Annotated in this window: 19 protein-coding genes; 13 read left to right on the forward strand and 6 right to left on the reverse strand. The window is 61.4% G+C overall.

Going from position 1 to position 21,960, the window contains the following annotated elements:
* Positions 1 to 68 precede the first annotated feature (68 nt).
* A complete protein-coding gene (locus tag MOV63_RS20295; RefSeq protein ID WP_038587696.1) occupies positions 69 to 959 on the reverse strand; it encodes a MurR/RpiR family transcriptional regulator in 891 nt (296 codons plus the stop codon).
* A 171-nt stretch (positions 960 to 1,130) separates the two neighbouring features.
* On the opposite strand from MOV63_RS20295, the gene MOV63_RS20300 reads away from it, so the two are divergent.
* The 8 genes from MOV63_RS20300 to MOV63_RS20335 all read left to right on the forward strand — a co-directional run bounded on the left by MOV63_RS20300 (position 1,131) and on the right by MOV63_RS20335 (position 9,505).
* Positions 1,131 to 1,907, forward strand: a complete 777-nt coding sequence (locus tag MOV63_RS20300; RefSeq protein WP_247036269.1) for an N-formylglutamate amidohydrolase — start codon at positions 1,131 to 1,133, stop codon at positions 1,905 to 1,907.
* 101 nt (positions 1,908 to 2,008) lie between these two features.
* A complete protein-coding gene (locus MOV63_RS20305) occupies positions 2,009 to 3,601 on the forward strand; it encodes an amino acid permease (RefSeq protein WP_247036271.1) in 1,593 nt (530 codons plus the stop codon).
* 74 nt (positions 3,602 to 3,675) lie between these two features.
* Entirely contained in the window at positions 3,676 to 5,046 is a 1,371-nt protein-coding gene (locus MOV63_RS20310; protein ID WP_247036273.1) for a glutamine synthetase family protein, read from the forward strand.
* Between the two features lie 78 nt (positions 5,047 to 5,124).
* Positions 5,125 to 5,595 carry a helix-turn-helix transcriptional regulator gene (locus MOV63_RS20315; protein ID WP_247036275.1) on the forward strand — a complete coding sequence of 157 codons (471 nt, stop codon included), beginning with the start codon at positions 5,125 to 5,127 and terminating at the stop codon, positions 5,593 to 5,595.
* A complete protein-coding gene (locus tag MOV63_RS20320; protein ID WP_247036276.1) occupies positions 5,588 to 6,004 on the forward strand; it encodes a type II toxin-antitoxin system VapC family toxin in 417 nt (138 codons plus the stop codon). The genes MOV63_RS20315 and MOV63_RS20320 overlap by 8 nt, the downstream gene beginning before the upstream one ends.
* A 37-nt stretch (positions 6,005 to 6,041) precedes the next feature.
* Positions 6,042 to 7,427, forward strand: a complete 1,386-nt coding sequence (locus MOV63_RS20325; protein WP_247036279.1) for an aldehyde dehydrogenase family protein — start codon at positions 6,042 to 6,044, stop codon at positions 7,425 to 7,427.
* Entirely contained in the window at positions 7,424 to 8,569 is a 1,146-nt protein-coding gene (locus tag MOV63_RS20330; RefSeq protein ID WP_247036281.1) for an iron-containing alcohol dehydrogenase, read from the forward strand. Before MOV63_RS20325 ends, MOV63_RS20330 begins: the two co-directional genes overlap by 4 nt.
* Positions 8,570 to 8,788: 219 nt before the next feature.
* Complete coding sequence (locus MOV63_RS20335; RefSeq protein ID WP_247036283.1) at positions 8,789 to 9,505, forward strand: ParA family protein; 717 nt, start codon at positions 8,789 to 8,791, stop codon at positions 9,503 to 9,505.
* Between the two features lie 130 nt (positions 9,506 to 9,635).
* Here the strand turns inward: MOV63_RS20335 and MOV63_RS20340 are convergent, their stop codons facing one another.
* Positions 9,636 to 11,024, reverse strand: a complete 1,389-nt coding sequence (locus MOV63_RS20340) for a L,D-transpeptidase (protein ID WP_405029358.1) — start codon at positions 11,022 to 11,024, stop codon at positions 9,636 to 9,638.
* A gap of 192 nt (positions 11,025 to 11,216) precedes the next feature.
* Here MOV63_RS20340 and MOV63_RS20345 point away from each other — a divergent pair, with 192 nt between their 5' ends.
* The 3 genes from MOV63_RS20345 (at position 11,217) to MOV63_RS20355 (ending at position 12,884) form a co-directional block, all read left to right on the forward strand.
* The gene (locus MOV63_RS20345; RefSeq protein ID WP_247036285.1) at positions 11,217 to 12,056 is read left to right on the forward strand and encodes a DUF4432 family protein; all 840 of its coding nucleotides are present in this window, start codon (positions 11,217 to 11,219) and stop codon (positions 12,054 to 12,056) included.
* 78 nt (positions 12,057 to 12,134) lie between these two features.
* Positions 12,135 to 12,473: a TIGR01244 family sulfur transferase gene (locus MOV63_RS20350; protein WP_038543585.1), complete on the forward strand. Its 339-nt coding sequence runs from the start codon at positions 12,135 to 12,137 to the stop codon at positions 12,471 to 12,473.
* Between the two features lie 69 nt (positions 12,474 to 12,542).
* A complete protein-coding gene (locus tag MOV63_RS20355; protein ID WP_247036287.1) occupies positions 12,543 to 12,884 on the forward strand; it encodes a RidA family protein in 342 nt (113 codons plus the stop codon).
* Between the two features lie 60 nt (positions 12,885 to 12,944).
* Here the strand turns inward: MOV63_RS20355 and MOV63_RS20360 are convergent, their stop codons facing one another.
* The 4 genes from MOV63_RS20360 to MOV63_RS20375 all read right to left on the reverse strand — a co-directional run bounded on the left by MOV63_RS20360 (position 12,945) and on the right by MOV63_RS20375 (position 17,789).
* On the reverse strand, positions 12,945 to 14,606 hold the full coding sequence (locus MOV63_RS20360; RefSeq protein ID WP_247036289.1) for a thiamine pyrophosphate-binding protein: 1,662 nt from the start codon (positions 14,604 to 14,606) through the stop codon (positions 12,945 to 12,947).
* Positions 14,603 to 15,805: a CaiB/BaiF CoA-transferase family protein gene (locus MOV63_RS20365; RefSeq protein ID WP_247036291.1), complete on the reverse strand. Its 1,203-nt coding sequence runs from the start codon at positions 15,803 to 15,805 to the stop codon at positions 14,603 to 14,605. The genes MOV63_RS20360 and MOV63_RS20365 overlap by 4 nt, the downstream gene beginning before the upstream one ends.
* Position 15,806: 1 nt before the next feature.
* Positions 15,807 to 16,769 (reverse strand): DMT family transporter, encoded by a 963-nt coding sequence (locus MOV63_RS20370; RefSeq protein WP_247036293.1) that lies wholly within the window; start codon positions 16,767 to 16,769, stop codon positions 15,807 to 15,809.
* 81 nt (positions 16,770 to 16,850) lie between these two features.
* Entirely contained in the window at positions 16,851 to 17,789 is a 939-nt protein-coding gene (locus tag MOV63_RS20375; protein ID WP_247036295.1) for an alpha/beta fold hydrolase, read from the reverse strand.
* 91 nt (positions 17,790 to 17,880) lie between these two features.
* Here MOV63_RS20375 and ettA point away from each other — a divergent pair, with 91 nt between their 5' ends.
* Positions 17,881 to 19,530, forward strand: coding sequence for an energy-dependent translational throttle protein EttA (gene ettA, locus MOV63_RS20380; RefSeq protein ID WP_038543572.1), 1,650 nt, complete (start codon positions 17,881 to 17,883; stop codon positions 19,528 to 19,530).
* A gap of 227 nt (positions 19,531 to 19,757) precedes the next feature.
* A partial coding sequence (locus MOV63_RS20385; RefSeq protein ID WP_247036296.1) for a methyl-accepting chemotaxis protein occupies positions 19,758 to 21,960 on the forward strand: 2,203 nt, incomplete at its 3' end.

The raw sequence follows: 21,960 nt of genomic DNA on the forward strand, positions 1-21,960 counted from the left end.
ACAGCCCGGAGGATGAGCATTTGCTCATGAAACTCCCGGATTGCCGGCATATTTCTTAACCCGACCGATCAGTCGGGACGGCTCTGGCGGCCCGGGCGGCGGAACAGCATCGTCCGCTCGAACAGGCCTTCCAGAGAGTTCATGCGTTCGCGAGTTTCCTCCCACGTCGCGCTCTGCACCGCCTCGATCAGCGCCTCGACGACGAACAGGGTGATGACGGAGCTGTCCCAGGCCGAGGGTGCCTCGATCCTCACCTTGAACGTGTGCTGTGCGTGCTTGGCAACGGGTGAAGCCCAGACGTCGGTCAGCAAGATGATGACGACGCCGTTAGCCCGTGCGGCCTCTGCCAGCGTCGCCATCTCCTGCTCGTAGCGGCGGATGTCGAAGATCACCAGGACGTCGCCGGCGCTCATGTTGAGAACATGCTGCGGCCAGGAGCTCGAATTGGTGGAGATCAGGGTCGTCTTGGGACGAATGACCTGCATATGGGTGAAGAAATATTCCGCGAGCGCACCGGTAATGCGGCCGCCGACGAAGTAGATGCCGCGGTTGCGGTCACGCAGAAGTGCGGCGGCCCCTTCGAAAGTCGTGGTGTCGAGATCCGAAAGTGTGTCGCGCAGATTGGCGGTGATCGCGTCGGCAAAGCGATTGAGGATATGTGTGCCCGGGGCGTTGGACGCCCACCGGTCGTGCTTGGCGATCGGGTTGGAGATGGTCGCCTCGAGCTCGTGATGCAGATGCGACTGGAATTCCGGGTAGCCCTTGTAGCCGAGCTTCTGCACCATCCGCGCAACCGTCGGCGTCGAAACACGGGCGTTCTCCGCGATCACAGTGATGCTGCCGAGCCCTGACACCGGATAGTTCTCCAATAGGCTGTCCGCCAACTGTTTTTCCGCGCGCGTCAGGCTATCGTAACGAACACGAATGACATCCGATACGGTGCGTGCAGTTGGTGGCACTAAAACTGTTCCCTCCGGTCTTCGCCGGTTATCGAAAAGATTAACAATCGTTTCTGCGGAGAAGTCAACGGTTCCTTTGAAGAGAAATTTTCAGAATCCCGTTGACGGCGGCAGGAAAGTGAAGAATTCTCTTCTTAATCCAATTTAAACGATTTTTTCCGGAACGCGTCGATGCTGATCCAGTCGGAATTCTTCTCGGAGGCGGATGGCGGACCCGTTGCCCTGGACAATGCCGGCGGCCGGGGAGATGTGCTTCTCGTCTGCGAACACGCCTCGCGGCGCCTGCCGGAACGCTACGGCGATCTCGGACTTTCCGCGGATGCGCTCGCCTCGCATATCGCCTGGGATCCGGGAGCGCTTGCCGTCTCCCGGCTGATGTCGAAGAGCCTCGACGCGACGCTGATCCACCAGCGGTTTTCGCGGCTCATCTACGACTGCAACCGGCCGCCGGATTCGCCTGCCGCCATGCGTGACGTGTCCGAGGTCTTCCGGATCCCCGGCAACGAGAACCTGTCCGAGGCGGAGAAGTCCCGACGCACCACGGCGCTGTACCTGCCATTCCACGGCCGCATCCGCGAGGAGATCGCGGCGCGGCGGGCGAGGGGGCAGAAGACGGTGCTGGTCACCATTCACAGTTTCACGCCGGTCTATTTCGGCAGGGAGCGCCCGGTCGAGATCGGCATCCTGCACGATACCGACAGCCGGCTTGCCGACCGGATGCTGGAGGCAGCATCCGACACCCATCTCTACCGCGTCGAACGCAACGAGCCTTACGGGCCGGCGGACGGCGTAACGCATACGCTGGAAGTCCACGCCCTGCCGGCGGGACTTCTCAACGTCATGATCGAAATCAGGAACGATCTGATAACGGACGAAATCGGCCAGGGGGTCGTGGCCGATTTCTTGACAGGATTGCTGCGGGAAAGCCTCGCAGACATCCAAGGATAAGACCCGGGGAGCAGCAGCTCGCATGCCCGTGGTTAACCTCCGCGGGAAGGACAAACCGGATGGCCGCGATGGCGCGGTCTTTCTGCCAACAGGGGGAAGTCATGTCCGATTATACCGAAGGCGACAAAAAGCAGGACATTCATATCCTGCATTCCATGGGTTATGCGCAGGAACTCGAGCGCCGCATGAGCTCGTTTTCCAACTTCGCAATTTCATTTTCCATCATTTGCATTCTCTCCGGCGGCATCAATTCGCTGGCGCAGGCGACGTCGGGTGTCGGCGGGGCCGCAATCGGCATCGGCTGGCCGATCGGCTGCATCATCTCTCTCTTTTTCGCGCTCGGCATGGCGCAGATTTCATCCGCCTATCCGACGGCCGGGGGGCTTTATCACTGGAGTTCCATCCTCGGGACGCGCTTTACCGGCTGGCTCACCGCCTGGCTCAATCTTCTCGGACTGATCACCGTTCTCGGGGCGATCAACATCGGTACCGCCCTTTTCCTCGGCGGCACGTTCGGCGCGCAGCTTGGCATTGCCGATGCGACCGGCGTTGTTTCTCCGGGGATACAGGTGGTTCTGGTGATCCTGTTCACCATCGTCCAGGCGGCGATCAACCATTTCGGCATCGGCCTCACGGCCAAGCTCACCGATTTCTCGGGCACGCTGATCCTGGTGACGGCGGCGGTCCTGACCATCGCCTGCCTCATCTACGCACCGACGCACGATATTTCGCGGCTCTGGACTTTCACCAATTATTCCGGTGATGCGGGCGGGGCCGTTTGGCCTCAGTCCGACAGCATGTGGTATATCTTCGCGCTCGGCCTGTTGCTGCCGATCTACACGATCACCGGTTATGACGCCTCGGCGCATACGTCGGAGGAAACCAAGAAGGCGGCGCTGTCGGTGCCCCGTTCGATGGTCTCCGCCGTGCTCTGGTCGTCGCTTGCCGGCTGGGTCATGCTGTCGGCCTTCGTCATCGCCATCCCGGACATGGCCGCAGGCGCCAAGCAGGGCTGGGCCGTGTTCTTCACCACGATCAACACCATCATGCCGGCCTGGCTGGTGACGGTGCTCTATGTCGCCATCTTCATCTCGCAGTTCCTCTGCGGGCTTGCGACCGTCACCTCATGCTCGCGAATGATCTTTGCGTTTTCGCGTGATGGCGGGATCCCGGTCGGCTCAAAGACGCTCGCAAGCGTCAGCCCGAAATTCCGTACGCCCGTCGCCGCGATCTGGACGGGGGCGGCTCTCGAAAGCCTGTTCGTCTGGGGTGCGCTGTTCATCTCGGTGGGCGAGGCAAGCCTCTACGTCACGGTCGTCAACGCGACCCTGATCTTCCTTTTCCTTTCCTTCCTCTTCCCGATCGTGCTCGGCATCTTCGCCTACGGCACTAAAAAATGGCCCGCGCCAGGGCCCTGGGATCTCGGCCAGGGCGTCTACAAGACAGTCGGCGTACTGGCGACGCTTGGCATGGTGCTGATCATCTACATCGCCATCCAGCCGCCGAACGACAAGGTGCTTGCGGTCACCGTCGGCCTTATCGTCCTTGCGATAATCATCTGGTTCGCGGTCGAGAACAAGCGCTTCAAGGGGCCTCCGATCGGTGACATGATCGCCAAGCGCAAGGCCGAAATCGCTGCTGCGGAAGCGGCAGTCGGCGAAACCGGAGCGGTCTCGCCGGTACCGGGCGAATAACCTTCACCGACATCATTGGCGGAGGCCGCGATGTGCGGCCTCCGCCAAATGTTCAAAGGCCAGATGGATCGATCATGACCAGTCATTATTCTTTCGACGAACTCAAAAAAGATGTTGCCGAGGGCCGCATCGATACGATCATCGCTGCCCAGGTGGACATGCAGGGTCGCCTGATGGGCAAACGGTTCCAGGCGGAATATTTCGTCGAGAGCGCCTATCAGGAAACCCATAGCTGCAACTATCTGCTGGCGACCGATATCGAGATGGAGACCATCTCCGGCTACAAGGCGACCAGCTGGGAACAGGGGTATGGCGACTATACGATGAAGCCGGATCTTGCGACGCTACGCAAACTCCCCTGGCTCGAAGGCACGGCGCTGGTTCTCTGCGACGTGCTCGACCATCACACCCATGCGGACGTGCCGCATTCGCCGCGCGCCATCCTGAAGGCCCAGGTGAAGCGGTTGGAGGCGATGGGCATGTCCGCCTTCATGGCGACCGAACTCGAATTCTTCCTGTTCGACCAGACCTACGATCAGGCGCGCGAAAGCAGCTACCGCAATCTCAAACTGGCGAGCGGCTACAACGAGGACTACCACATCTTCCAGACCACCAAGGAAGAGGAGGTCATGCGGGCGATCCGCACCGGCCTGCAGGGTGCCGGCATTCCGGTGGAGAACTCCAAGGGCGAGGCTTCGGCCGGCCAGGAGGAAATCAACGTCCGCTACGCCGATGCGTTGACCATGGCCGACCGGCACGTGATCATCAAGAATGCGTGCAAGGAGATCGCCTGGGGCAAGGGCAAGGCGATTACCTTCCTCGCCAAGTGGAATTATTCGGCCGCCGGCAGTTCGTCGCATATTCACCAGTCGCTGTGGAGCGCCGACGGCAAGACCCCGCTGTTCTTCGACAAGGACGACGAACACGGCATGTCGGAACTGATGAAACATTATATCGCCGGGCTGCTTAGCCATGCCGGCGAGATCACCTATTTCCTGGCACCCTACATCAATTCCTACAAGCGTTTCATGGCCGGCACGTTCGCGCCGACCAAGGCAGTCTGGTCGAAGGACAACCGTACCGCGGGCTACCGTCTTTGCGGCGAGGCGTCCAAGGGAATCCGCATCGAATGCCGCGTCGGCGGTTCCGACCTCAACCCGTATCTCGCCATGGCGGCGCTGATTGCCGCCGGTATCGACGGGATCGAGAAGAAGATGGCGCTGGAGCCTGCCTTCGTCGGCGACGCCTATGGCGGCAAGGGTATCCGCGAGATCCCGAAGACGCTGCGCGAGGCGATCGATCTCATGGACGGTTCGGAACTGCTGCGCTCGGCCTTCGGCAACGACGTCATCGACCACTATGTCCGAGCCGGCCAATGGGAGCAGGAGGAATACGATCGCCGCGTGACGGATTGGGAAGTGGCACGCGGTTTCGAGAGAGCTTGAGATAATCGCAATACTGGGGTGCGCTTGTTGTCATTATGGCATTATGTTAAGCTATTTCCACAACCTGCGGGAATGGTCATGAGCCCTATAGACAGTGAATGGTTTTATCAGAAACTCGATCAGGGACAGAAATCTTTGCGCGATTTGGCTCGCTTCATGTCGCTCGATCCCAGTGCCGTATCGCGGATGCTGAAGGGCGAACGGAAGATGAGCGCAGATGAGCAGGACGATATCGCCGCCTTCCTCGGGATAAATCTCGAGGAGGTGGCCGCGCACCGGCGGGGCAAGGTGTTCGGATTTGAGGAGACGAAGCAAGGCAGCTATGACGCCACCGGCTACTCGGACACTCAGCCGGCCAAAATGTTCACGAAAGACGATATCATCTACAAGGATGGCAAGCGTTGGATGGAGAAGGAGGACGGCACGCTGATCGAGTTGCATCCCGGTTACGGTTGTATGGCTGGTACGATCACCGTCATGCCGGGCGTCGATCTGACGGCGCCAATGGACTGGGATGAGGAGTTGGGCGAGAAGCTTTATAATGAGTAGTCGGTTTCTGCTCGATACATGTTTTGTTATCTGGATGTCGCAAAAGGAGGTGCTGTCGCCGGTGGCTTTGGAGTCGCTCGGAGAGAGCCAGGCTAGAAGGATTCCGGTTTTCGTTTCCGCTGCGACAGCTTGGGAAATGGGCATGCTGCTCGCCAAAGGTCGTATTCGTGAATCCCGGGATGCCCAGCAATGGTACCGCGACTATCTGCGGGACGGGAATTTTACAGAACATCCCGTGACCTCCACGATTTTTATTGCGTCCTCGTTCCTGCCCCAGCCTATTCACAAGGACCCGATCGACCGTATTCTGATTGCCACCGCGCGGGAGCACGATCTGACCATCATCACGCGCGACCGCGCGATTCTTTCCTATGGACATGCGGGCCATGTCCGCACGCTTGCCTGTTAACCCCTCGGGGCCTGCTGATTTTCTGGAGCCTATATCAATGACGATGATCCAATGTATCTCGCCGGTCGACGGTTCGGTCTATGCCGAGCGTCCGGCCATGTCGGCGGAAGCGGCGGCCGAAGCGATCGGGCGCGCACGGCATGTGCAGAAGGCGTGGGCGAAGCGGCCGCTCGAGGAGCGTGTCCAGCTCGTGCTGAAAGGCGTCGCGCGCCTCAACGAGATGGTCGACGAGGTGGTGCCGGAACTCGCCTGGATGATGGGCCGGCCGGTGCGCTACGGCGGCGAGTTCAAGGGGTTCAATGAGCGCTCCAACTACGTCGCCTCGATCGCCGCCGATGCGCTCGCTCCTTTGCGCGTCGAGGACAGCGCCACGTTCGAACGTCGCATCGAACGGGAGCCGCATGGGGTCGTGTTCGTCATCGCGCCGTGGAATTATCCCTATATGACGGCGATCAATACCGTCGCGCCGGCGCTGATGGCCGGCAACGCGGTTGTCATCAAGCATGCCTCCCAGACGCTGCTCGTCGGTGAGCGCATGGTGCGCGCCTTTGTCGAGGCCGGTGTTCCGGAAGATGTCTTCCAGAATATCTTCCTCGACCACGCGACGTCGGCCAGGCTGATTTCCGAAGGGCTGTTCAACTTCATCAATTTTACGGGTTCGGTCGAGGGCGGAAGGTCGATCGAGCGGGCCGCCGCCGGTACCTTTACCGGCATCGGCCTCGAACTCGGCGGCAAGGACCCCGGTTATGTGATGGAGGACGCCGACCTGGATGCTGCCGTCGACACGCTGATGGACGGCGCGACCTATAATTCCGGCCAATGCTGCTGCGGTATCGAGCGCATCTACGTTCACGAATCGCTCTACGACGCCTTCGTCGAGAAATCGGTCGCCTGGGTGTCGAACTACAAACTTGGCAACCCGCTCGACAAGGAAACGACGCTGGGGCCGATGGCCAACAAGCGCTTTGCCAAGGTCGTGCGCCAGCAGATCGCCGACGCGGTGGCGAGCGGCGCCAGGGCGCTGGTCGATCCGAAGTTTTTCCCGGCCGACGACGGTGGCGCCTATCTTGCGCCGCAAGTATTGGTTGACGTCGATCATTCCATGGAGATCATGCGGGAAGAGACGTTCGGCCCGGCCGTCGGCATCATGAAGGTGAAGAGTGACGACGAGGCGATCGGTTACATGAACGACAGCCGCTATGGGCTGACGGCGTCGCTGTGGACGCCGGATGTCGACCGGGCCAACCGGATCGGCAGTCAGCTCGAAACCGGCACGGTGTTCATGAATCGCGCCGACTATCTCGATCCGGCGCTTGTCTGGACCGGCGTCAAGGGAACCGGGCGAGGCGGTTCGCTCTCCGTCCTCGGTTTCCACAACCTGACCCGCCCGAAATCCTACCACCTGAAGAAGGTCACGAAATGAATATCGTCGCGAACTGGAGCTATCCGACCGCCGTCAAGCTGGGCCGCGGACGCATCAAGGAACTGGCGGACGCCTGCAAGACGCTCGGCCTGAAAAAGCCGCTTCTGGTCACCGACCGGGGACTGGCCTCGATGGCGATCACCGGCCATGCGCTCGACGTGCTCGAAGAGGCTGGCCTCGGCCGGGCGATCTTTGCCGATGTGGATCCGAACCCGAACGAGAACAACCTCGAAGCCGGCGTCAAGGCTTACAAAGATGGCGGTCATGACGGCGTCGTCGCCTTCGGCGGCGGTTCGGGCCTCGATCTCGGCAAGCTGATCGCCTTCATGGCCGGCCAGACGCGACCGGTCTGGGATTTCGAGGATATCGGCGACTGGTGGACCCGCGCCGACGCCTCGAAGATCGCACCGATCGTCGCGGTGCCGACCACGGCCGGCACCGGGTCTGAAGTCGGCCGGGCAGGGGTGCTCACCAACTCCGTCACCCATGTCAAAAAGATCATCTTCCACCCGAAACTGCTGCCCGGCGTCGTCATCTGCGATCCGGAACTGACGATGGGCATGCCGAAGGCAATCACCGCCGGCACCGGCATGGATGCGTTCGCGCATTGCCTGGAGGCCTATTCGTCGCCATTCTACCATCCGATGTCCGGCGGTATCGCGCTCGAAGGCATGCGGCTGGTCAAGGAATTCCTGCCGCGCGCCTACAAGGACGGACAGGACCTCGAAGCCCGCACCAATATGATGTCGGCTGCGGCCATGGGCGCGGTCGCCTTCCAGAAGGGGCTTGGCGCCATCCATTCGCTGTCGCATCCGATCGGCGCGGTCTACAACACCCATCACGGCATGACCAATGCAGTCGTGATGCCGCCGGTGCTGCGCTTCAACCGTCCGGCAATCGAAGAGAAGATCGCCCGCGCCGCAGCCTATCTCGGCATCGCCGGCGGGTTCGACGGGTTCTATGATTATGTCCTGTCGCTGCGTGCCGAACTCAACGTTCCCGAAAATCTCACGGCGCTGGGGATCAAGCCGGACCGAATCGATGAACTGACGGCGATGGCGATGGAGGACCCGAGTTGCGGCGGCAACCCCGTCACCATGACGATGGAGAATACCAAAGCGCTTTTCCTGGACTGCTTTTAAGTCTTCGGGGTCCTCGGAAGATCGGCATTGAAGGAGCCCGGAGGCCCAAACCTCCGGGCTTTTCCGCATTTTAGAGCCAAAAGCTAAATCTCCTGAGTGATATTAATGGTGGTTAAATTTGCAATTCGTTAACCATGTTTGGAAAGGATGTGCGAATGACACCATGCTTCCCGGTGTCCTCGTGAGCGATGTGGCTCAAGACTTGTTCGAGGACCGAAAATGCCTGTAATTTCCTTTGCCAACGCCAAGGGTGGAGCCGGAAAAACGACCGCTGCGCTCCTGCTCGCTACCGAACTTGCCTATCAGGGTTTTCGCGTCACCGTCATCGATGCCGACCCGCAGCGCTGGATCAGCCAGTGGTTCGAGACCTCCGGCACCGTGCGCAACATCGAAGTGGTATCGGAAGTCACGCTCGCATCGCTGCAATGTCATCTTCGAGAAATGGCATCGCGCACCGACTATTTCATCATTGACCTCGCCGGCGCCCGTGATGCGCTGGTCACCACGGCGATCGGGCTTTCCGACCATGTGATGATCCCGGTCCAGGGTTCTGCCATGGACGCCAAGGGTGCTGCCCAAATCCTCGACCTCCTGTCCTATATGAAGGAGAAGGCCGGCCTGGTGATCCCGCATTCAGTGGTGCTGACGCGCGTTACCTCGATGGTCACCACCAAGGCGCTGTTGACCATCAAGGGTCTTCTGGCTGCCCGCGGCGTGCATGTCCTCGATACGCCGATCGGCGAACGCATCGCCTTCAAGGAACTCTTCGAGACCGGGGGCACGCTCCATACGCTGGACCCTGCGAAGGTCAGCAATCTCGACAAGGCAAAGGAAAACGCCCGGTCCTACGCACAGGAAGTCATGCGTCTCATGCCCGTCAAGATCACCCGCTCCGTCGCGTCGCGCCTCTTCGGACTGGGCCGCTACGCCGCCTGATACCGCCCGGTTCCATTCATTCCATGCGGCCGGTTCTTCGGAACCGGCCGTTTTTTCGCGTTGCGACAGCAGCAGCAGAAAGCCCTGCGGCAATGCCGAGGAGCTTTCCGTCTTTGCGAGCCTGCTAACCTTACTCGGTGAATTCCACCGTGGTGCCGGGCTTGACCATCTTGGCGAGTTCCCTTGCGTCCCAGTTGGTCAGGCGCACGCAGCCGTGGCTGTTGGTCTTGCCGATCTTGGAAGGTTCCGGCGTGCCGTGGATGCCATATGTGGGCTTCGAGAGCGCAATCCAGACCGTACCGACCGGGCCGTTCGGACCCGGCGGGATCTGCAGGATCTGATCGTTGCTGCCCTGCTTGAAATTGATCTTCGGATTGTAGGTATAGCCGGGATCGAGGGCGATACGTTCGACCGAGTGGGTGCCGGTCGGCGAGGGCGTGTCGGTCGAGCCGATGGTTGCCGGATAAGCCGCCACCAGCTTGCCGTCGGCGCCATAGGCAAAAACCTGCTTTTTGCTCTTGTCGGCGATGATGCGGGTGACCTGACCGACCTTCGGCTGGCCGGGATTAATGACCTTGATGGTCGAGCCGGGGATGGTGAAATCGACGCCGGGATTGAGCGCCTTCAGATAGTTCTCGTCCATGTGGAACTGCTCGGCGAGCTTTTCGGTTACCGACGTATAGGACATCGCCGGCAGCTGCGATTTGTGCGCATAGTCTTCCGGGATCGACGCAACGTAGGGACCGGCGGCATCGGCCGGGGTGATCGTGTAGTCGACGATCGGCAGGCCGCCCGAATAGGTCAGTCGCTGCAGGATGTCCTCGGAATTGTTCGGATCGAGCGTCTCGCCGGTCATTTCCTGCCAGGCGGCGATCGCCTTGTTGACGTTGTCGCCGAGATGGCCGTCGATGACGCCGGGCGAGATGCCTTCACGGTCCAGGAAGACCTGGAGTGCAGCGATCTGGGCCTGCGGCTTCTTGGTGACGGTGATGATCGGCTTCTGCGGCAGAAGCGTTTCCGCCGGCGGCTGGTCCGGTTCGATCGAGGCTTCCTGCGGATAGCCGGTGTCGGGGAGGGCCTGATCATCGAGCGGCATGCGGCTGACCGAGCCTCGTCCAGGGATCCCGCCGGTAATGGCGCCTGGTTCGCCCGGTCGATATTCGCGGTAGTCGCGATAACCGCCGGCACCCTGCTGATAGCCGCCAGTGTCGCGCGGAGACCGGTAGCCGCCCGGTACCGGCGGATACTCCTGCGTCCGGTTGGGACGATAGGCTTCCTGGCGAATCTCTGTTGCGACGACATTGCCGAAATGATCGATCAGAACGCGGCGACCCATGCCGTCGCGGCTGATGACGACATCGCCGCGATCGGGCACATAGTCCAGGATCGAGCCGTCAGGAGCGACGAGCATCGTTTCCGAGGGGTAGCGGCCATAACGGTTCTGTGCTTCGGCGGAGGGAATTCCCTGTGCCGCGGTCAAGATCACCAGGCTTGCGCATGCAAAAAATAGCCGCTTCACGATGTCACCGACTTCCTTGTTACTACTTAAGCGTAATCGGGAAATCGGACATTGGTTCCCGCCCGTTCGCCTGTCGCCACAGACAAGTTAATTTTGACCGTAGTGTGGAAAAAGTGAATTCGTCATGAACACACCGTTAAATTCGCTTCACGATCGGTTAGAAGTTTTGACGAAACCGTGAAGGGAATGATTATGAAGGCTTTTTCCGCTGCCAACGGACCGAGGATTTTTCTCGACGAGAGCTCGGTTCTCGATATCGGGGGCTGTTTCATCGGCGATGTGGATCTTGCTCCGGGCCGGGCCATTCCCGACGACGGTGATCCGCGAATCGATCATTCGCTCGAAGGGTTCCTCTTCACCTGCGGGCCCGACCATATTCGTCATCCCGAGGCGATCGAAGGCGCCGCTGAAGGCCAGAAATATCCGCTGCATGGGTCCTTCTCCTCCCACCCGGCCGAAATCCTGTTCTGGGATGCGCAGGGGCCGGATGCGGAATGCCGTGCCCGCGTGCCGCTGACCATTGTGACCGGCGAGACGGCTCTCCTCGAACGTCATTGGCGGATCGATGGTGCGACGGGCGAGGTGAGCCTGTCGGACAAGGTCACCAATACCGGTTCCAAGCCATTCGCGCGGGTGCATATGTACCATATGAATATCGGCGCCTGGCTGTTCGATGACCACGTCCGGCTGACCGGCAGGATGCTCGACAAAGGCGGCTTCCCCTGGACCTTCGGCGGCGAGACCGGCGGCATATTCTGCGTGCCGGCGGCGGTCGAGGGCGAGCAATGGACCGAAATCGCGCTCGGGCCGATCGCGGCGATCGGCGGGCTGACGCTGAAGGTGAAGTTCAGGACCGACACGCTGCCGCATCTGCAGGTCTGGCGGAATCAGAAGGCGCCGGCGCATGTGCTGGGGATCGAGCCGGTTTCGCATCGCTTGGCAAGCCGCCAGGAGCTTGCGGCGAACGGGGAACTCGGGTGGGTCAAGCCCGGCGAAAGTGTCGAATACGGCCTGCGCTTCTGCTTCGTCTGAGAGTTGTCGCTCAGTGATTGACGCCCAAAGGGCACCGTCGTAATGCTTGCGCCTCAAATAGAACGGAGGGCTAAGTCCATGGATATCCGCCAGATCAACGACGAGTATTCCGTCACCGGCCAGATCACCGTCGAGGAACTCGACCAGGTCAAGGCCATGGGTTTCAAGTCGGTCGTCTGCCATCGTCCCGACGACGAGGAGCCGGGCCAGCCGCATTTTGCGCAGATCGAAGCCCGTGCCAAGGAACTCGGCCTCGACATCCGCCACATCCCGGTCGGCCGCATGGGCGTCGACGAACAGGGCGTCAAGGCGATGGTCGATGCGCTTGACGAATTGCCGCGCCCGATGCTCGGCTTCTGCCGTTCCGGCGCCCGTTCGACGGCGATCTACGAAAAGAGCCAGCACCTTCGCGGCTAAAGATTTTCCGCGGCCTCGTGCCTTTGGCGCGAGGCCCTTCCAGAAGCTCAATTTTTTGAGGAGAATTCCATGAGCATCCAGCGTATCGAGCCGGCCGCCCGCATGAGCGGCGCCGTCGTCCACGGCAACACCGTCTATCTGGCCGGCCAGGTTGGCGAAGGTGAGAGTGTCACCGACCAGTGCAAGGACGCGCTTTCCGAAGTCGACCGCCTGCTGGCTGCCGTCGGTTCCGACAAGTCGAAGATCCTGCAGACGATCATCTATCTCTCGGACATGTCCTATTTCGGTGAAATGAATGCGGTCTGGGAAAGCTGGATCGATCCGGCCAACCCGCCGGCCCGCGCTACCAGCGAAGCCAAGCTCGCTGCACCGAAATACAAGGTCGAGTTCATCGTCACGGCTGCGATCTGACTGCTGCGATCTTGATTCAAAAAGCCGGCCTATCGTGCTGATAGGCCGGCTTTTTCTATTTTATACCCTTTCGCGGATCTGGGTCAGCGTCCTTGCCGGCGTGATCGCTTCCGGGTCCAGCCTGACCTCGATAATCGAGGGTTTGCCGCTGGCGCGCGCCCGCTCATAGGCCGGGCCGAACTCTTCCGTCTTCTCGACCAGTTCCCCATGCCCGCCGAAAGCCTTGGCATAGGCGACGAAATCCGGGTTGACGAGGTCGGTGGCGCTGACGCGGCCCGGATATTCCCGCTCCTGGTGCATGCGGATCGTGCCGTAGATGCCGTTGTTGACCAGCACGGTGATGATCGGCAGTCCGTAGCGCACAGCGGTGATGAATTCCTGGCCATGCATCATGAAGCAGCCGTCGCCGGCAAAGCAGACGACTTCGCGTCCGGGAAACAGCTGCTTGGCGGCAACCGCGGCGGGCAGGCCATAGCCCATCGAGCCGGAGGTCGGGGCGGACTGGGTGTTGTATTTCCGGAAGCGGTGGAAGCGGTGCAGCCAGGTGGCGTAATTGCCGGCGCCGTTGGTGAAGATCGCGTTGTCGGGCACGTTCTCCTCGATCCATTGCATGATCGGACCCATCCTGACCGGGCCGGGGCCGGCCTCCGGCGGCGTCGACCACTTGAGGTAGGCGTCGTGCAGCGCCGATTTCCGTTCGGCCCAGAGCGGTAGGGCAGGTGGTTCGAGGTCTTTCAGTGCCGCGACGAATTCCGCCGGCGCGGCGCAGATCGCCAGGTCCGGCCGGTACATGCGGCCGAGTTCTTCCGGATCGGGAAAGACGTGGACGAGCTTCTGTTGCGGATAGGGGATGTCGATCAGCGTATAGCTGGAGGAGGGCATTTCCGACATGCGGCTGCCGATCAGCACCAGCAGGTCCGCCTCCTTGACCGCCTTGGCGAGCACGGGATTGATGCCGATGCCGACATCCCCCGCATAGGAGGGGTGGAGGTGATCGAACAGCATCTGGCGGCGGAAGGAGCAGCCTACGGGCACCTTGAAGCGGCTGGCGAAAGCCTGGAAATCGGCAACCGCCTGTTCGCTCCAGCGGGTGCCGCCGAGGATGAACATCGGATGCTGAGCGTTCTTCAGCATGGTCTCGAACGCTGCGATCTGGCTTTTTCCGGGGTGGCTTTCGACCGGCATATAGGCGCGGGCTTCAGGCGCCTCGACTTCCTCGACCAGCATGTCCTCCGGCAGCGTCAGCACGACCGGGCCGGGGCGGCCGGAAGTGGCGACCGCAAAGGCGCGGGTGACGAATTCGGGGATGCGGCGGGCGTCGTCGATCTCGCCGACCCATTTGGCAAATTCGGTGAAGGCGCGGCGGTATTCGACCTCCTGGAAGGCTTCCCGTTCCTTCATGTCGCGGCCGATCTGGCCGACGAAGAGGATCATCGGGATCGAATCCTGCTTGGCGATGTGCAGGCCGGCCGAGGCATTGGTGGCGCCGGGACCGCGGGTGACCATGCAGATGCCCGGCTCGCCGCTGAGGCGGCCCCAGCTGTCAGCCATCATCGCAGCGCCGCCTTCTTGGCGGCAGACGAGCACCTCGATGCCGCTTTCATACAGCGCGTCGAGCACGGCGAGATAACTTTCTCCGGGCACGCAGGAGATGCGCTTGACGCCGTTCGCCTTCAGCGCCTCGACGATGAGCTGCCCTCCGGTTTTCATCGCGGTTTTCATCTTTCTCTCCCCTCTTTTTCGATTTGATCGAGTTGCGCCAGCACGTCTGCGGTATGTTCGCCGAGCGCCGGGCTCGGCCGGTGATAGACAAGCGGCGTTTCCGACAGCACGATCGGGCTGCGCACACCGGGAATGACCGTACCGTCGGCTGCCTCGAGGTCGATTCGGAGCCCGCGCTCCTTGACCTGCGGATCGTTAAACATTTCGGCGATCGAATTGATCGGCCCTGCCGGCACGGCATTGTCGCCGCAGGCGGCGAGCAGCTCGGCCTTTTTCCATTTCGACGTCTGCGCGAGGATCAGCCGGCGCACTTCGACGCGGTTGGCGACGCGCGCCTTGTTGGTGGCGAAACGCTCGTCATCGGCCATCCCATCGATGCCGAGGATGCGGCAGAGGCGCCGGAACTGGCCGTCATTGCCGATGGCGAGAATGAGATACCCGTCTTCGGTGGCCAGGACCTCGTAGGGGCTGATGTTCGGATGAGCATTGCCAAGCCGCACCGGCGCCTCGCCCGAGACCAGGTAGTTCATGTTCTGGTTGGCGAGGATGCCGGCCTGGACGTCGAGCAGCGCCATGTCGACATGCTGGCCTTCGCCGGTCTTCATCGCATGGATCAGCGCGCCCTGGATAGCGGTCACCGCATAGATGCCGGTGAAGATGTCGGCGATCGCGACACCCGCCTTCATCGGCTGGCCATCCGGCTCGCCGGTGATCGACATGAAGCCGGACATGCCCTGGACGATGTAATCGTAGCCGGCGAGATTGGCGTAAGGGCCGTTCTGGCCGAAGCCGGTGATCGAGCAATAGATCAGCTTCGGATTGATCTTTTTCAGGCTCTCGTAGTCGAGCCCGTATTTGACGAGGCCGCCAAGCTTGAAGTTCTCGATCAGCACGTCGGCGGTGGCGGCCAGCCGGCGGACGATGTCCTGGCCTTCCTCGGTCTTGAGGTCGACGGCGATCGAGCGTTTGCCGCGGTTGGTGGAGTGGTAATAGGCGGCCGACAGGTTTTCGCCGTCCTTGCCTTCGACGAAGGGAGGACCCCAGGCGCGGGTATCGTCGCCGCCATCGGGGTTTTCCACCTTGATGACGTCGGCACCCATGTCTGCCAGCATCTGCCCGGCCCAGGGACCGGCGAGCACACGAGCAAGTTCGATGACGCGGATGCCGGTAAGCGGCGGTTTCTTGGGTGTCTGGGTCATATCACGGGGTCACGGTTGATTTGGCGGCGCTGGTTACCGGCTTCATGGAAGCAACGCGGCGTTCGCGCCAGATGATATAGAGGCCGGAGCCGATGATGATCGAAATGCCGAGCCATTTGACCGGATCGGGAAAGTCGCCGAAGACCAGCCAGCCGAACAGCGTTGCCGAGACGATCTCGAAATATTGCAGCGGCGCAATCACGGACGCCGGTGCGGCGCGATAGGCGTAGACGGCAAGGATGCCCGACAGGGCTGCGAAGGCGCCGACGCCCGCGAGCCACAGCAGGGTCTTCCAGTCCGGCATGGAGGGCGCCAGGAAGCCGATGCCCGTCCGGTCGCCGACAAGGAGCAATATGGCTGAGATCGGAATTCCCCAGAGCGCCATCTGGAACTGCATCGACCAGGGATCTTCGCGATGCGCCAGCGCCCGCGTCAGGATCGCGAAGATCGCTACGCAGAAGGCGGTGACGATCGGCAGCAGTGCCACGAAGCCGATCTCCTGGAAGCTTGGACGGATGACGATCATGGCGCCGACGAAGCCGGCCGCGCAGGCGGTATAACGCCGCCAGCCGATTGTCTCCTTGAGGAAGATGCTGGAGAGCACGGTGAGGATGATCGGTTCGACGAAGAAGATGGCGATGGCATCGGCCACTTCCATGACGGCCAGGGTCGCCACGAAGCAGACCATGGAGACAGTGATGAGGGTCGCGCGGATCGCATGGAAGACGCTGAGACGCCAGGAGAACGTCCGCCAATATCCATTCCGGAGCACGATCGGCAGCATGCAGAGCGCCTGGAAAACGAAGCGCGCGGCAGTGATGAACATGGGCGACGCGGTATCGGTCGCAAGCTTCGAAAAGACGTCGATGAACGGGGCGATCAGCATCGCGACGATCATCAGGCCGAGGCCGTTGACGATCCGGTTCGGGGCTGATGCGGCAAGGCTTGCGGACGACGAATTCATCGATTTCCTATAGCCGGGACCGGTCCCGGAAGCACTTGATTAAATGTCATGAACTCATTCCGTTTGATGAGTAGGCCCGGTTCAGAGCGCGGCCGCGGGCATGGGCAGGGCGGCCCGGGCCCAGGCGGCGAATTCGGCGGTGGCGCGGGCCCGCACCGTATCGTTCAGCGTTTCGTGGCGGGTGCCCGGCCAGATCTTGGTGGTGACGTTCGAAAAGCCGTTGCGCTTGAAATGCTCGGAAAGCCACAGGATCTCACGGCCGCCATTGGTCGCCGGATCCTCGGCGCCGCCGATCAGGTGGATCGGCAGGGTTTTCGCCAGTCGATGGATCAGTTTCGGGGCGCGAAACGTGAGTTCGAAGAGATCGAGCCACAGCGAGACGCTGGCATCGAAACCGCAGAGGGGATCGGCGATATAGGCATCGACGATATCCCGGTCATGGCTCAGCCAGTCGAATTCCGTACGGTGGCCGGCAATGGATTTCCCCCAGGCGCCAAAAGTGAGTTTCGGCAGAAGCCCGCTCGGCACGTCCGAGCCTTTCAAAGCCTTTTCGATGCGCAGGATCACCTGCGCCGCGCGGCCAGCCGGACCTGGATGGAAGTTGGAATTCCAGACCGCGACGGCATTAAAGCTGTCGGGATGATCCACGGCGGCATTGAGCGCGATCAGCCCGCCCATGGAATGGCCGAAGAGCAGAACCGGCAGGCCGGGATGGGCATGTGCCGCCATGTCGCGCATGGCCTTGACATCTTCGAGCACCAGACTGACGCCGTTATGCCGGGCGAAACGGCCGATCGGCGCATCCGGCGCCGTCGTTTCGCCATGGCCGCGATGATCGAAGGCGTAAGTCTGGAAGCCGCGGCTGGCCATGGTCTCGGCGAAACCCCTGTAGCGCCGGGAATGCTCGGCAAGCCCGTGCGAGATCAGCAGGATGGCATGCGCCGGTTCGGCCGGCGGCTGGTAATGATAGGCAAGGTTTGCGCCTGTCGGGCTCTTAAACCGCCTCGTTTCGTCGAACATCCTCGCTCCCTCGACCGTTCGCGCATTGCTCCCGGCCACCAATTCGCCTACATAGCGGCAAACCGAAATTCCCCCCGGAGCACTTTTATCCATGGCACGTCAGTTCATCTATCACATGTCGGGACTCAACAAGTCCTACGGCGCCAAGAAAATCCTCGAGAACGTCAATCTGTCTTTCTACCCGGATGCCAAGATCGGTATCCTCGGCCCGAACGGCGCCGGTAAGTCGACCGTGCTGCGCATCATCGCCGGTCAGGACAAGGAATATACCGGCGAAGCCTGGCTCGCAGAAGGCGCGACCGTCGGCTATCTCGAACAGGAGCCGCATCTCGATGCGTCCAAGACCGTTTTTGAGAACGTCATGGAAGGCGTTGCCAAGAAGACGGCCGTCCTCGACCGGTACAACGAACTGATGATGAACTATTCCGACGAGACCGCCGACGAGGGCGCCAAGCTTCAGGACGTCATCGACAGCCAGAACCTTTGGGACCTGGAAAGCCAGGTCGAGATGGCGATGGAGGCACTACGCTGCCCGCCGCGCGATTCGGAAGTCACCAGCCTGTCGGGTGGTGAACGCCGCCGCGTCGCGCTGTGCCGTCTTCTCCTGTCGCAGCCGGATCTGCTGCTGCTCGACGAACCGACCAACCATCTGGACGCCGAAACCATCGCCTGGCTCGAAAAGCACCTGCGCGACTATCCGGGCGCCGTGATGATGATCACCCACGATCGCTACTTCCTCGACAACGTCACCGGCTGGATTCTGGAGCTCGACCGCGGCCGCGGCATTCCTTACGAAGGTAATTACTCGGCCTACCTGCTCGCAAAAGCCAAGCGCATGCAGCAGGAAAACCGCGAAGAAGCCGGCCGCCAGAAGGCGATTTCCCGTGAACAGGAATGGATCGCGTCCAGCCCGAAGGCGCGCCAGGCAAAATCCAAGGCGCGTATCAAGTCCTACGAACAGCTGGTGGAAGCCGCCGACAAACAGCGCCCCGGCGACGCGCAGATCATCATCCCGGTCAGCGAGCGTCTCGGCCAGGTGGTCATCGAGATGGAAGGCATCACCAAGGGCTTTGAGGGCCGCACGCTGATCAACGACCTGTCGATCAAGCTGCCGCCGGGCGGCATCGTCGGCATCATCGGCCCGAACGGCGCCGGCAAGACGACGCTGTTCCGGATGATTACCGGCCAGGAAACGCCGGATGCGGGTTCGGTGCGCATCGGCGAGACCGTCCATCTCGGTTATGTCGACCAGAGTCGCGATGCGCTCGACGGCAACAAGACCGTCTGGGAGGAAATCTCGGGCGGCGCCGAAATCATCAAGCTCGGCAAGTTCGACATGAACTCCCGCGCCTATTGCGGCGCCTTCAACTTCAAGGGCGGCGACCAGCAGCAGAAGGTCGGCAACCTCTCGGGCGGCCAGCGCAACCGCGTTCACCTTGCCAAGATGCTGAAGGCCGGCGGCAACGTTCTGCTCCTCGACGAACCGACCAACGACCTCGATACGGAAACGCTGGGTGCGCTCGAAAGCGCGCTGGAAAACTTTGCCGGCTGCGCGATCATCATCAGCCACGATCGCATGTTCCTCGACCGCCTGGCGACGCATATTCTCGCCTTCGAAGGCGACGGCCATGTGGAATGGTTCGAAGGCAATTTCGAGGACTATGAGCAGGACAAGGTCCGCCGACTCGGCCCCGATGCCCTCAACCCGGGCAGCCAGGCCCACAAGCGTCTGACGCGTTAAGTTTTTTTAGTTTTGCCTAAAGTAAAAACCCCGGTTCTGCCGGGGTTTTCTTTTGGATGAAGTTAACAAAAGCTAAAATCCGAACCCCCAAAATTATGGGTATTTTTAACCTAGCCCGATAAAGACAATCGCAAAGATTCCCGGCGCATTTTCCCGCCCCAGGGAGACCATGTCCGCCTGGGTCTTGACGCTGTCATGATGACGGCCCGTTTCAGAGGGTTTTATTCATGCTGCGTTTGATCGAACGTTTGCCTTTCCGTACATCGTTGACGCTTCTTGCTTCCGTTCCGCTCCTGGCCGTGATTGGGCTCGGCGCGTTCGCCAGCTGGGAATCCTACAACCAGTACCGGGAGCTGAACCGTGCGATCGCTCTTGAGAGCCTGGCGCTTGCCGGCGGCGAGCTGATGAACGCCATTCCGGAAGAAAGCTTTGGTTCCGTGGCGCAGCGGCCCCAGGCCCGTGCGAGCGTGGATGCGGCGGAAAAGCGGCTCGTGAACCAGTATAAGGTCATCGATGCGCAGGGTTACGGCGAGGCCAGCTTGCGCGAGCTTGTCGCGGCGGTGGATGAACGCTTTCTGCGGATGCCGGAATATCGTGCCAAGATCGATAGCGGCGACACGAACCAGCTTCTGTCTGCGCAATACGTGACGCCGGTTTCGGAAAAGACGCTGGATATCATCGGCCGCGTCGGCGGCCTGACCGAAGACCGCGCGCTGGCGCGCTATGTTGACGGCTTCCATGCCCTCGTCCAGCTCAGCAACGGCTACGTCATCGTCAACCGGATGGGGCAGCAGTACACCAAAAACGGTGCGTTGACCGTCGAGGAAGCCGCCCGTTTCATGCAGGGGCGGCAGCAGGTCCGGCTTTATGAAAAGCCGATGCGCGCTTTCCTGTCTCCCAAGTTGATCGCGCAGTACGACGCTTATTTCCAGACGCCCGACGGTCAGCTGATCACCAATACGATGAAGGCGCTCGACAGTCTGAAGCCCTATACGCCGGCCGCCGACGACTATAGCGCCTGGGCGCGCGCGATGGAGAACCGTCGCACCTTCACCTCCGGCATCATCGCCCAGGCTGCAAGCGAGTTGAAAGCGTTGGGCGATCAGAAGTCTTCCGACGCTGCGTCCAGCCTGCGGGTACTTTTTGGCTCACTCTCGATCTTCATCCTGGCTGTCATCGCGCTCAGCGTGATCATTGCCCGCAGCCTGTCCGGCTCGATCCGCAAGATCGGCGACCGGATGGCAAGCCTTGCCTCCGGCAATACCGAAGAGGCGATCCCTTATTCGGATCGCAGGGACGAGATCGGCGCCATGGCCCGCTCGGTCGAGGTTTTCCGTGAAGCCGCGATCCGCAATCTTCAATTGGAAGCCGAGGCAGAAGCCACCCGTCGTCGTTCGGAGGCCGAGCGCCTCGAAATGCAGCGCCAGAGCGAGGCGGATGCCGAGGCGAAGCTGACGCAGGCGACCGGCGCGCTTGCCGCCAATCTTCGTCGTCTTGCTGCCGGCGACATGCTCTGCGAAGTGAACGAAGCTTTGGCGCCGCAATTCGAAGGCCTGCGCCACGACTTCAATACCTCGGTCCGCCAGCTGCGCGACGCGCTGCTCAGCGTCGGCAATTCGGTTTCCACCGTCACCAGCGGTTCGCGGGAAATTTCCGACGCATCCGACAACCTGTCGAAGCGCACCGAGCAGCAGGCTGCTTCGCTGGAAGAAACAGCCGCGGCACTCGAAGAGATCACCGCCAATGTGGTAGCCACCTCGAAGCGCACCGGCGAAGCCCGCGACGTCGTCCGCGATGCCCGGACACGAGCCGATCAATCGGGCCAGGTCGTCCGCAACGCAGTATCTGCCATGGAACGGATCGAGAAATCGTCGCAGCAGATCGGCCAGATCATCGGCGTGATCGACGAGATCGCGTTCCAGACCAACCTTCTCGCCCTCAACGCGGGTGTCGAAGCGGCCCGTGCCGGTGAGGCCGGCAAGGGCTTTGCGGTCGTCGCACAGGAAGTCCGCGAACTCGCCCAGCGCTCCGCGAACGCCGCCAAGGAAATCAAGTCGCTGATCTCCAACTCGGCAGTTGCCGTCGGCGAGGGCGTCAAGCTCGTCAGCGAGACGGGCGAGGGGCTCAGCGTCATCGAACAGCTCGTCCAGACCGTCAACAGTCATATGGATGCGATCGCGATCGCAGCGCAGGAACAGTCGGTCGGCCTTGCGCAGGTCAATACCGCCGTCAATCACATGGACCAGTCGACCCAGCAGAATGCCGCCATGGTCGAAGAGATGAACGCCGCCGGCGCGGGCCTTGCCCAGGAAAGCGGCAAGCTCAGCGATCTGCTGTCGCACTTCCAGCTCGGCGGCAGCCCCTCGGGCCAGCTTCGCGAGACGGCAAGCCGTATGCGCGCACCGGCGGCTCCGGTCTCACGCCCGGTCG

The sequence above is a fragment of the Neorhizobium sp. SHOUNA12A genome, from assembly GCF_023006505.1.
Lineage (GTDB): Bacteria > Pseudomonadota > Alphaproteobacteria > Rhizobiales > Rhizobiaceae > Neorhizobium.

Bases quoted from the DNA above. Each gene is read 5' to 3' on its own strand.
- MOV63_RS20320 (WP_247036276.1), top strand. From the start codon at position 5,588: ATGAGTAGTCGGTTTCTGCTCGATACATGTTTTGTTATCTGGATGTCG.
- MOV63_RS20300 (WP_247036269.1), top strand. From the start codon at position 1,131: ATGCTGATCCAGTCGGAATTCTTCTCGGAGGCGGATGGCGGACCCGTT.
- MOV63_RS20365 (WP_247036291.1), bottom strand. From the start codon at position 15,805: ATGACCCAGACACCCAAGAAACCGCCGCTTACCGGCATCCGCGTCATC.
- MOV63_RS20310 (WP_247036273.1), top strand. From the start codon at position 3,676: ATGACCAGTCATTATTCTTTCGACGAACTCAAAAAAGATGTTGCCGAG.
- MOV63_RS20335 (WP_247036283.1), top strand. From the start codon at position 8,789: ATGCCTGTAATTTCCTTTGCCAACGCCAAGGGTGGAGCCGGAAAAACG.
- MOV63_RS20315 (WP_247036275.1), top strand. From the start codon at position 5,125: ATGAGCCCTATAGACAGTGAATGGTTTTATCAGAAACTCGATCAGGGA.
- MOV63_RS20330 (WP_247036281.1), top strand. From the start codon at position 7,424: ATGAATATCGTCGCGAACTGGAGCTATCCGACCGCCGTCAAGCTGGGC.
- MOV63_RS20355 (WP_247036287.1), top strand. From the start codon at position 12,543: ATGAGCATCCAGCGTATCGAGCCGGCCGCCCGCATGAGCGGCGCCGTC.
- MOV63_RS20350 (WP_038543585.1), top strand. From the start codon at position 12,135: ATGGATATCCGCCAGATCAACGACGAGTATTCCGTCACCGGCCAGATC.
- MOV63_RS20370 (WP_247036293.1), bottom strand. From the start codon at position 16,769: ATGAATTCGTCGTCCGCAAGCCTTGCCGCATCAGCCCCGAACCGGATC.
- MOV63_RS20345 (WP_247036285.1), top strand. From the start codon at position 11,217: ATGAAGGCTTTTTCCGCTGCCAACGGACCGAGGATTTTTCTCGACGAG.
- MOV63_RS20360 (WP_247036289.1), bottom strand. From the start codon at position 14,606: ATGAAAACCGCGATGAAAACCGGAGGGCAGCTCATCGTCGAGGCGCTG.
- MOV63_RS20305 (WP_247036271.1), top strand. From the start codon at position 2,009: ATGTCCGATTATACCGAAGGCGACAAAAAGCAGGACATTCATATCCTG.
- MOV63_RS20325 (WP_247036279.1), top strand. From the start codon at position 6,042: ATGACGATGATCCAATGTATCTCGCCGGTCGACGGTTCGGTCTATGCC.
- MOV63_RS20375 (WP_247036295.1), bottom strand. From the start codon at position 17,789: ATGTTCGACGAAACGAGGCGGTTTAAGAGCCCGACAGGCGCAAACCTT.
- ettA (WP_038543572.1), top strand. From the start codon at position 17,881: ATGGCACGTCAGTTCATCTATCACATGTCGGGACTCAACAAGTCCTAC.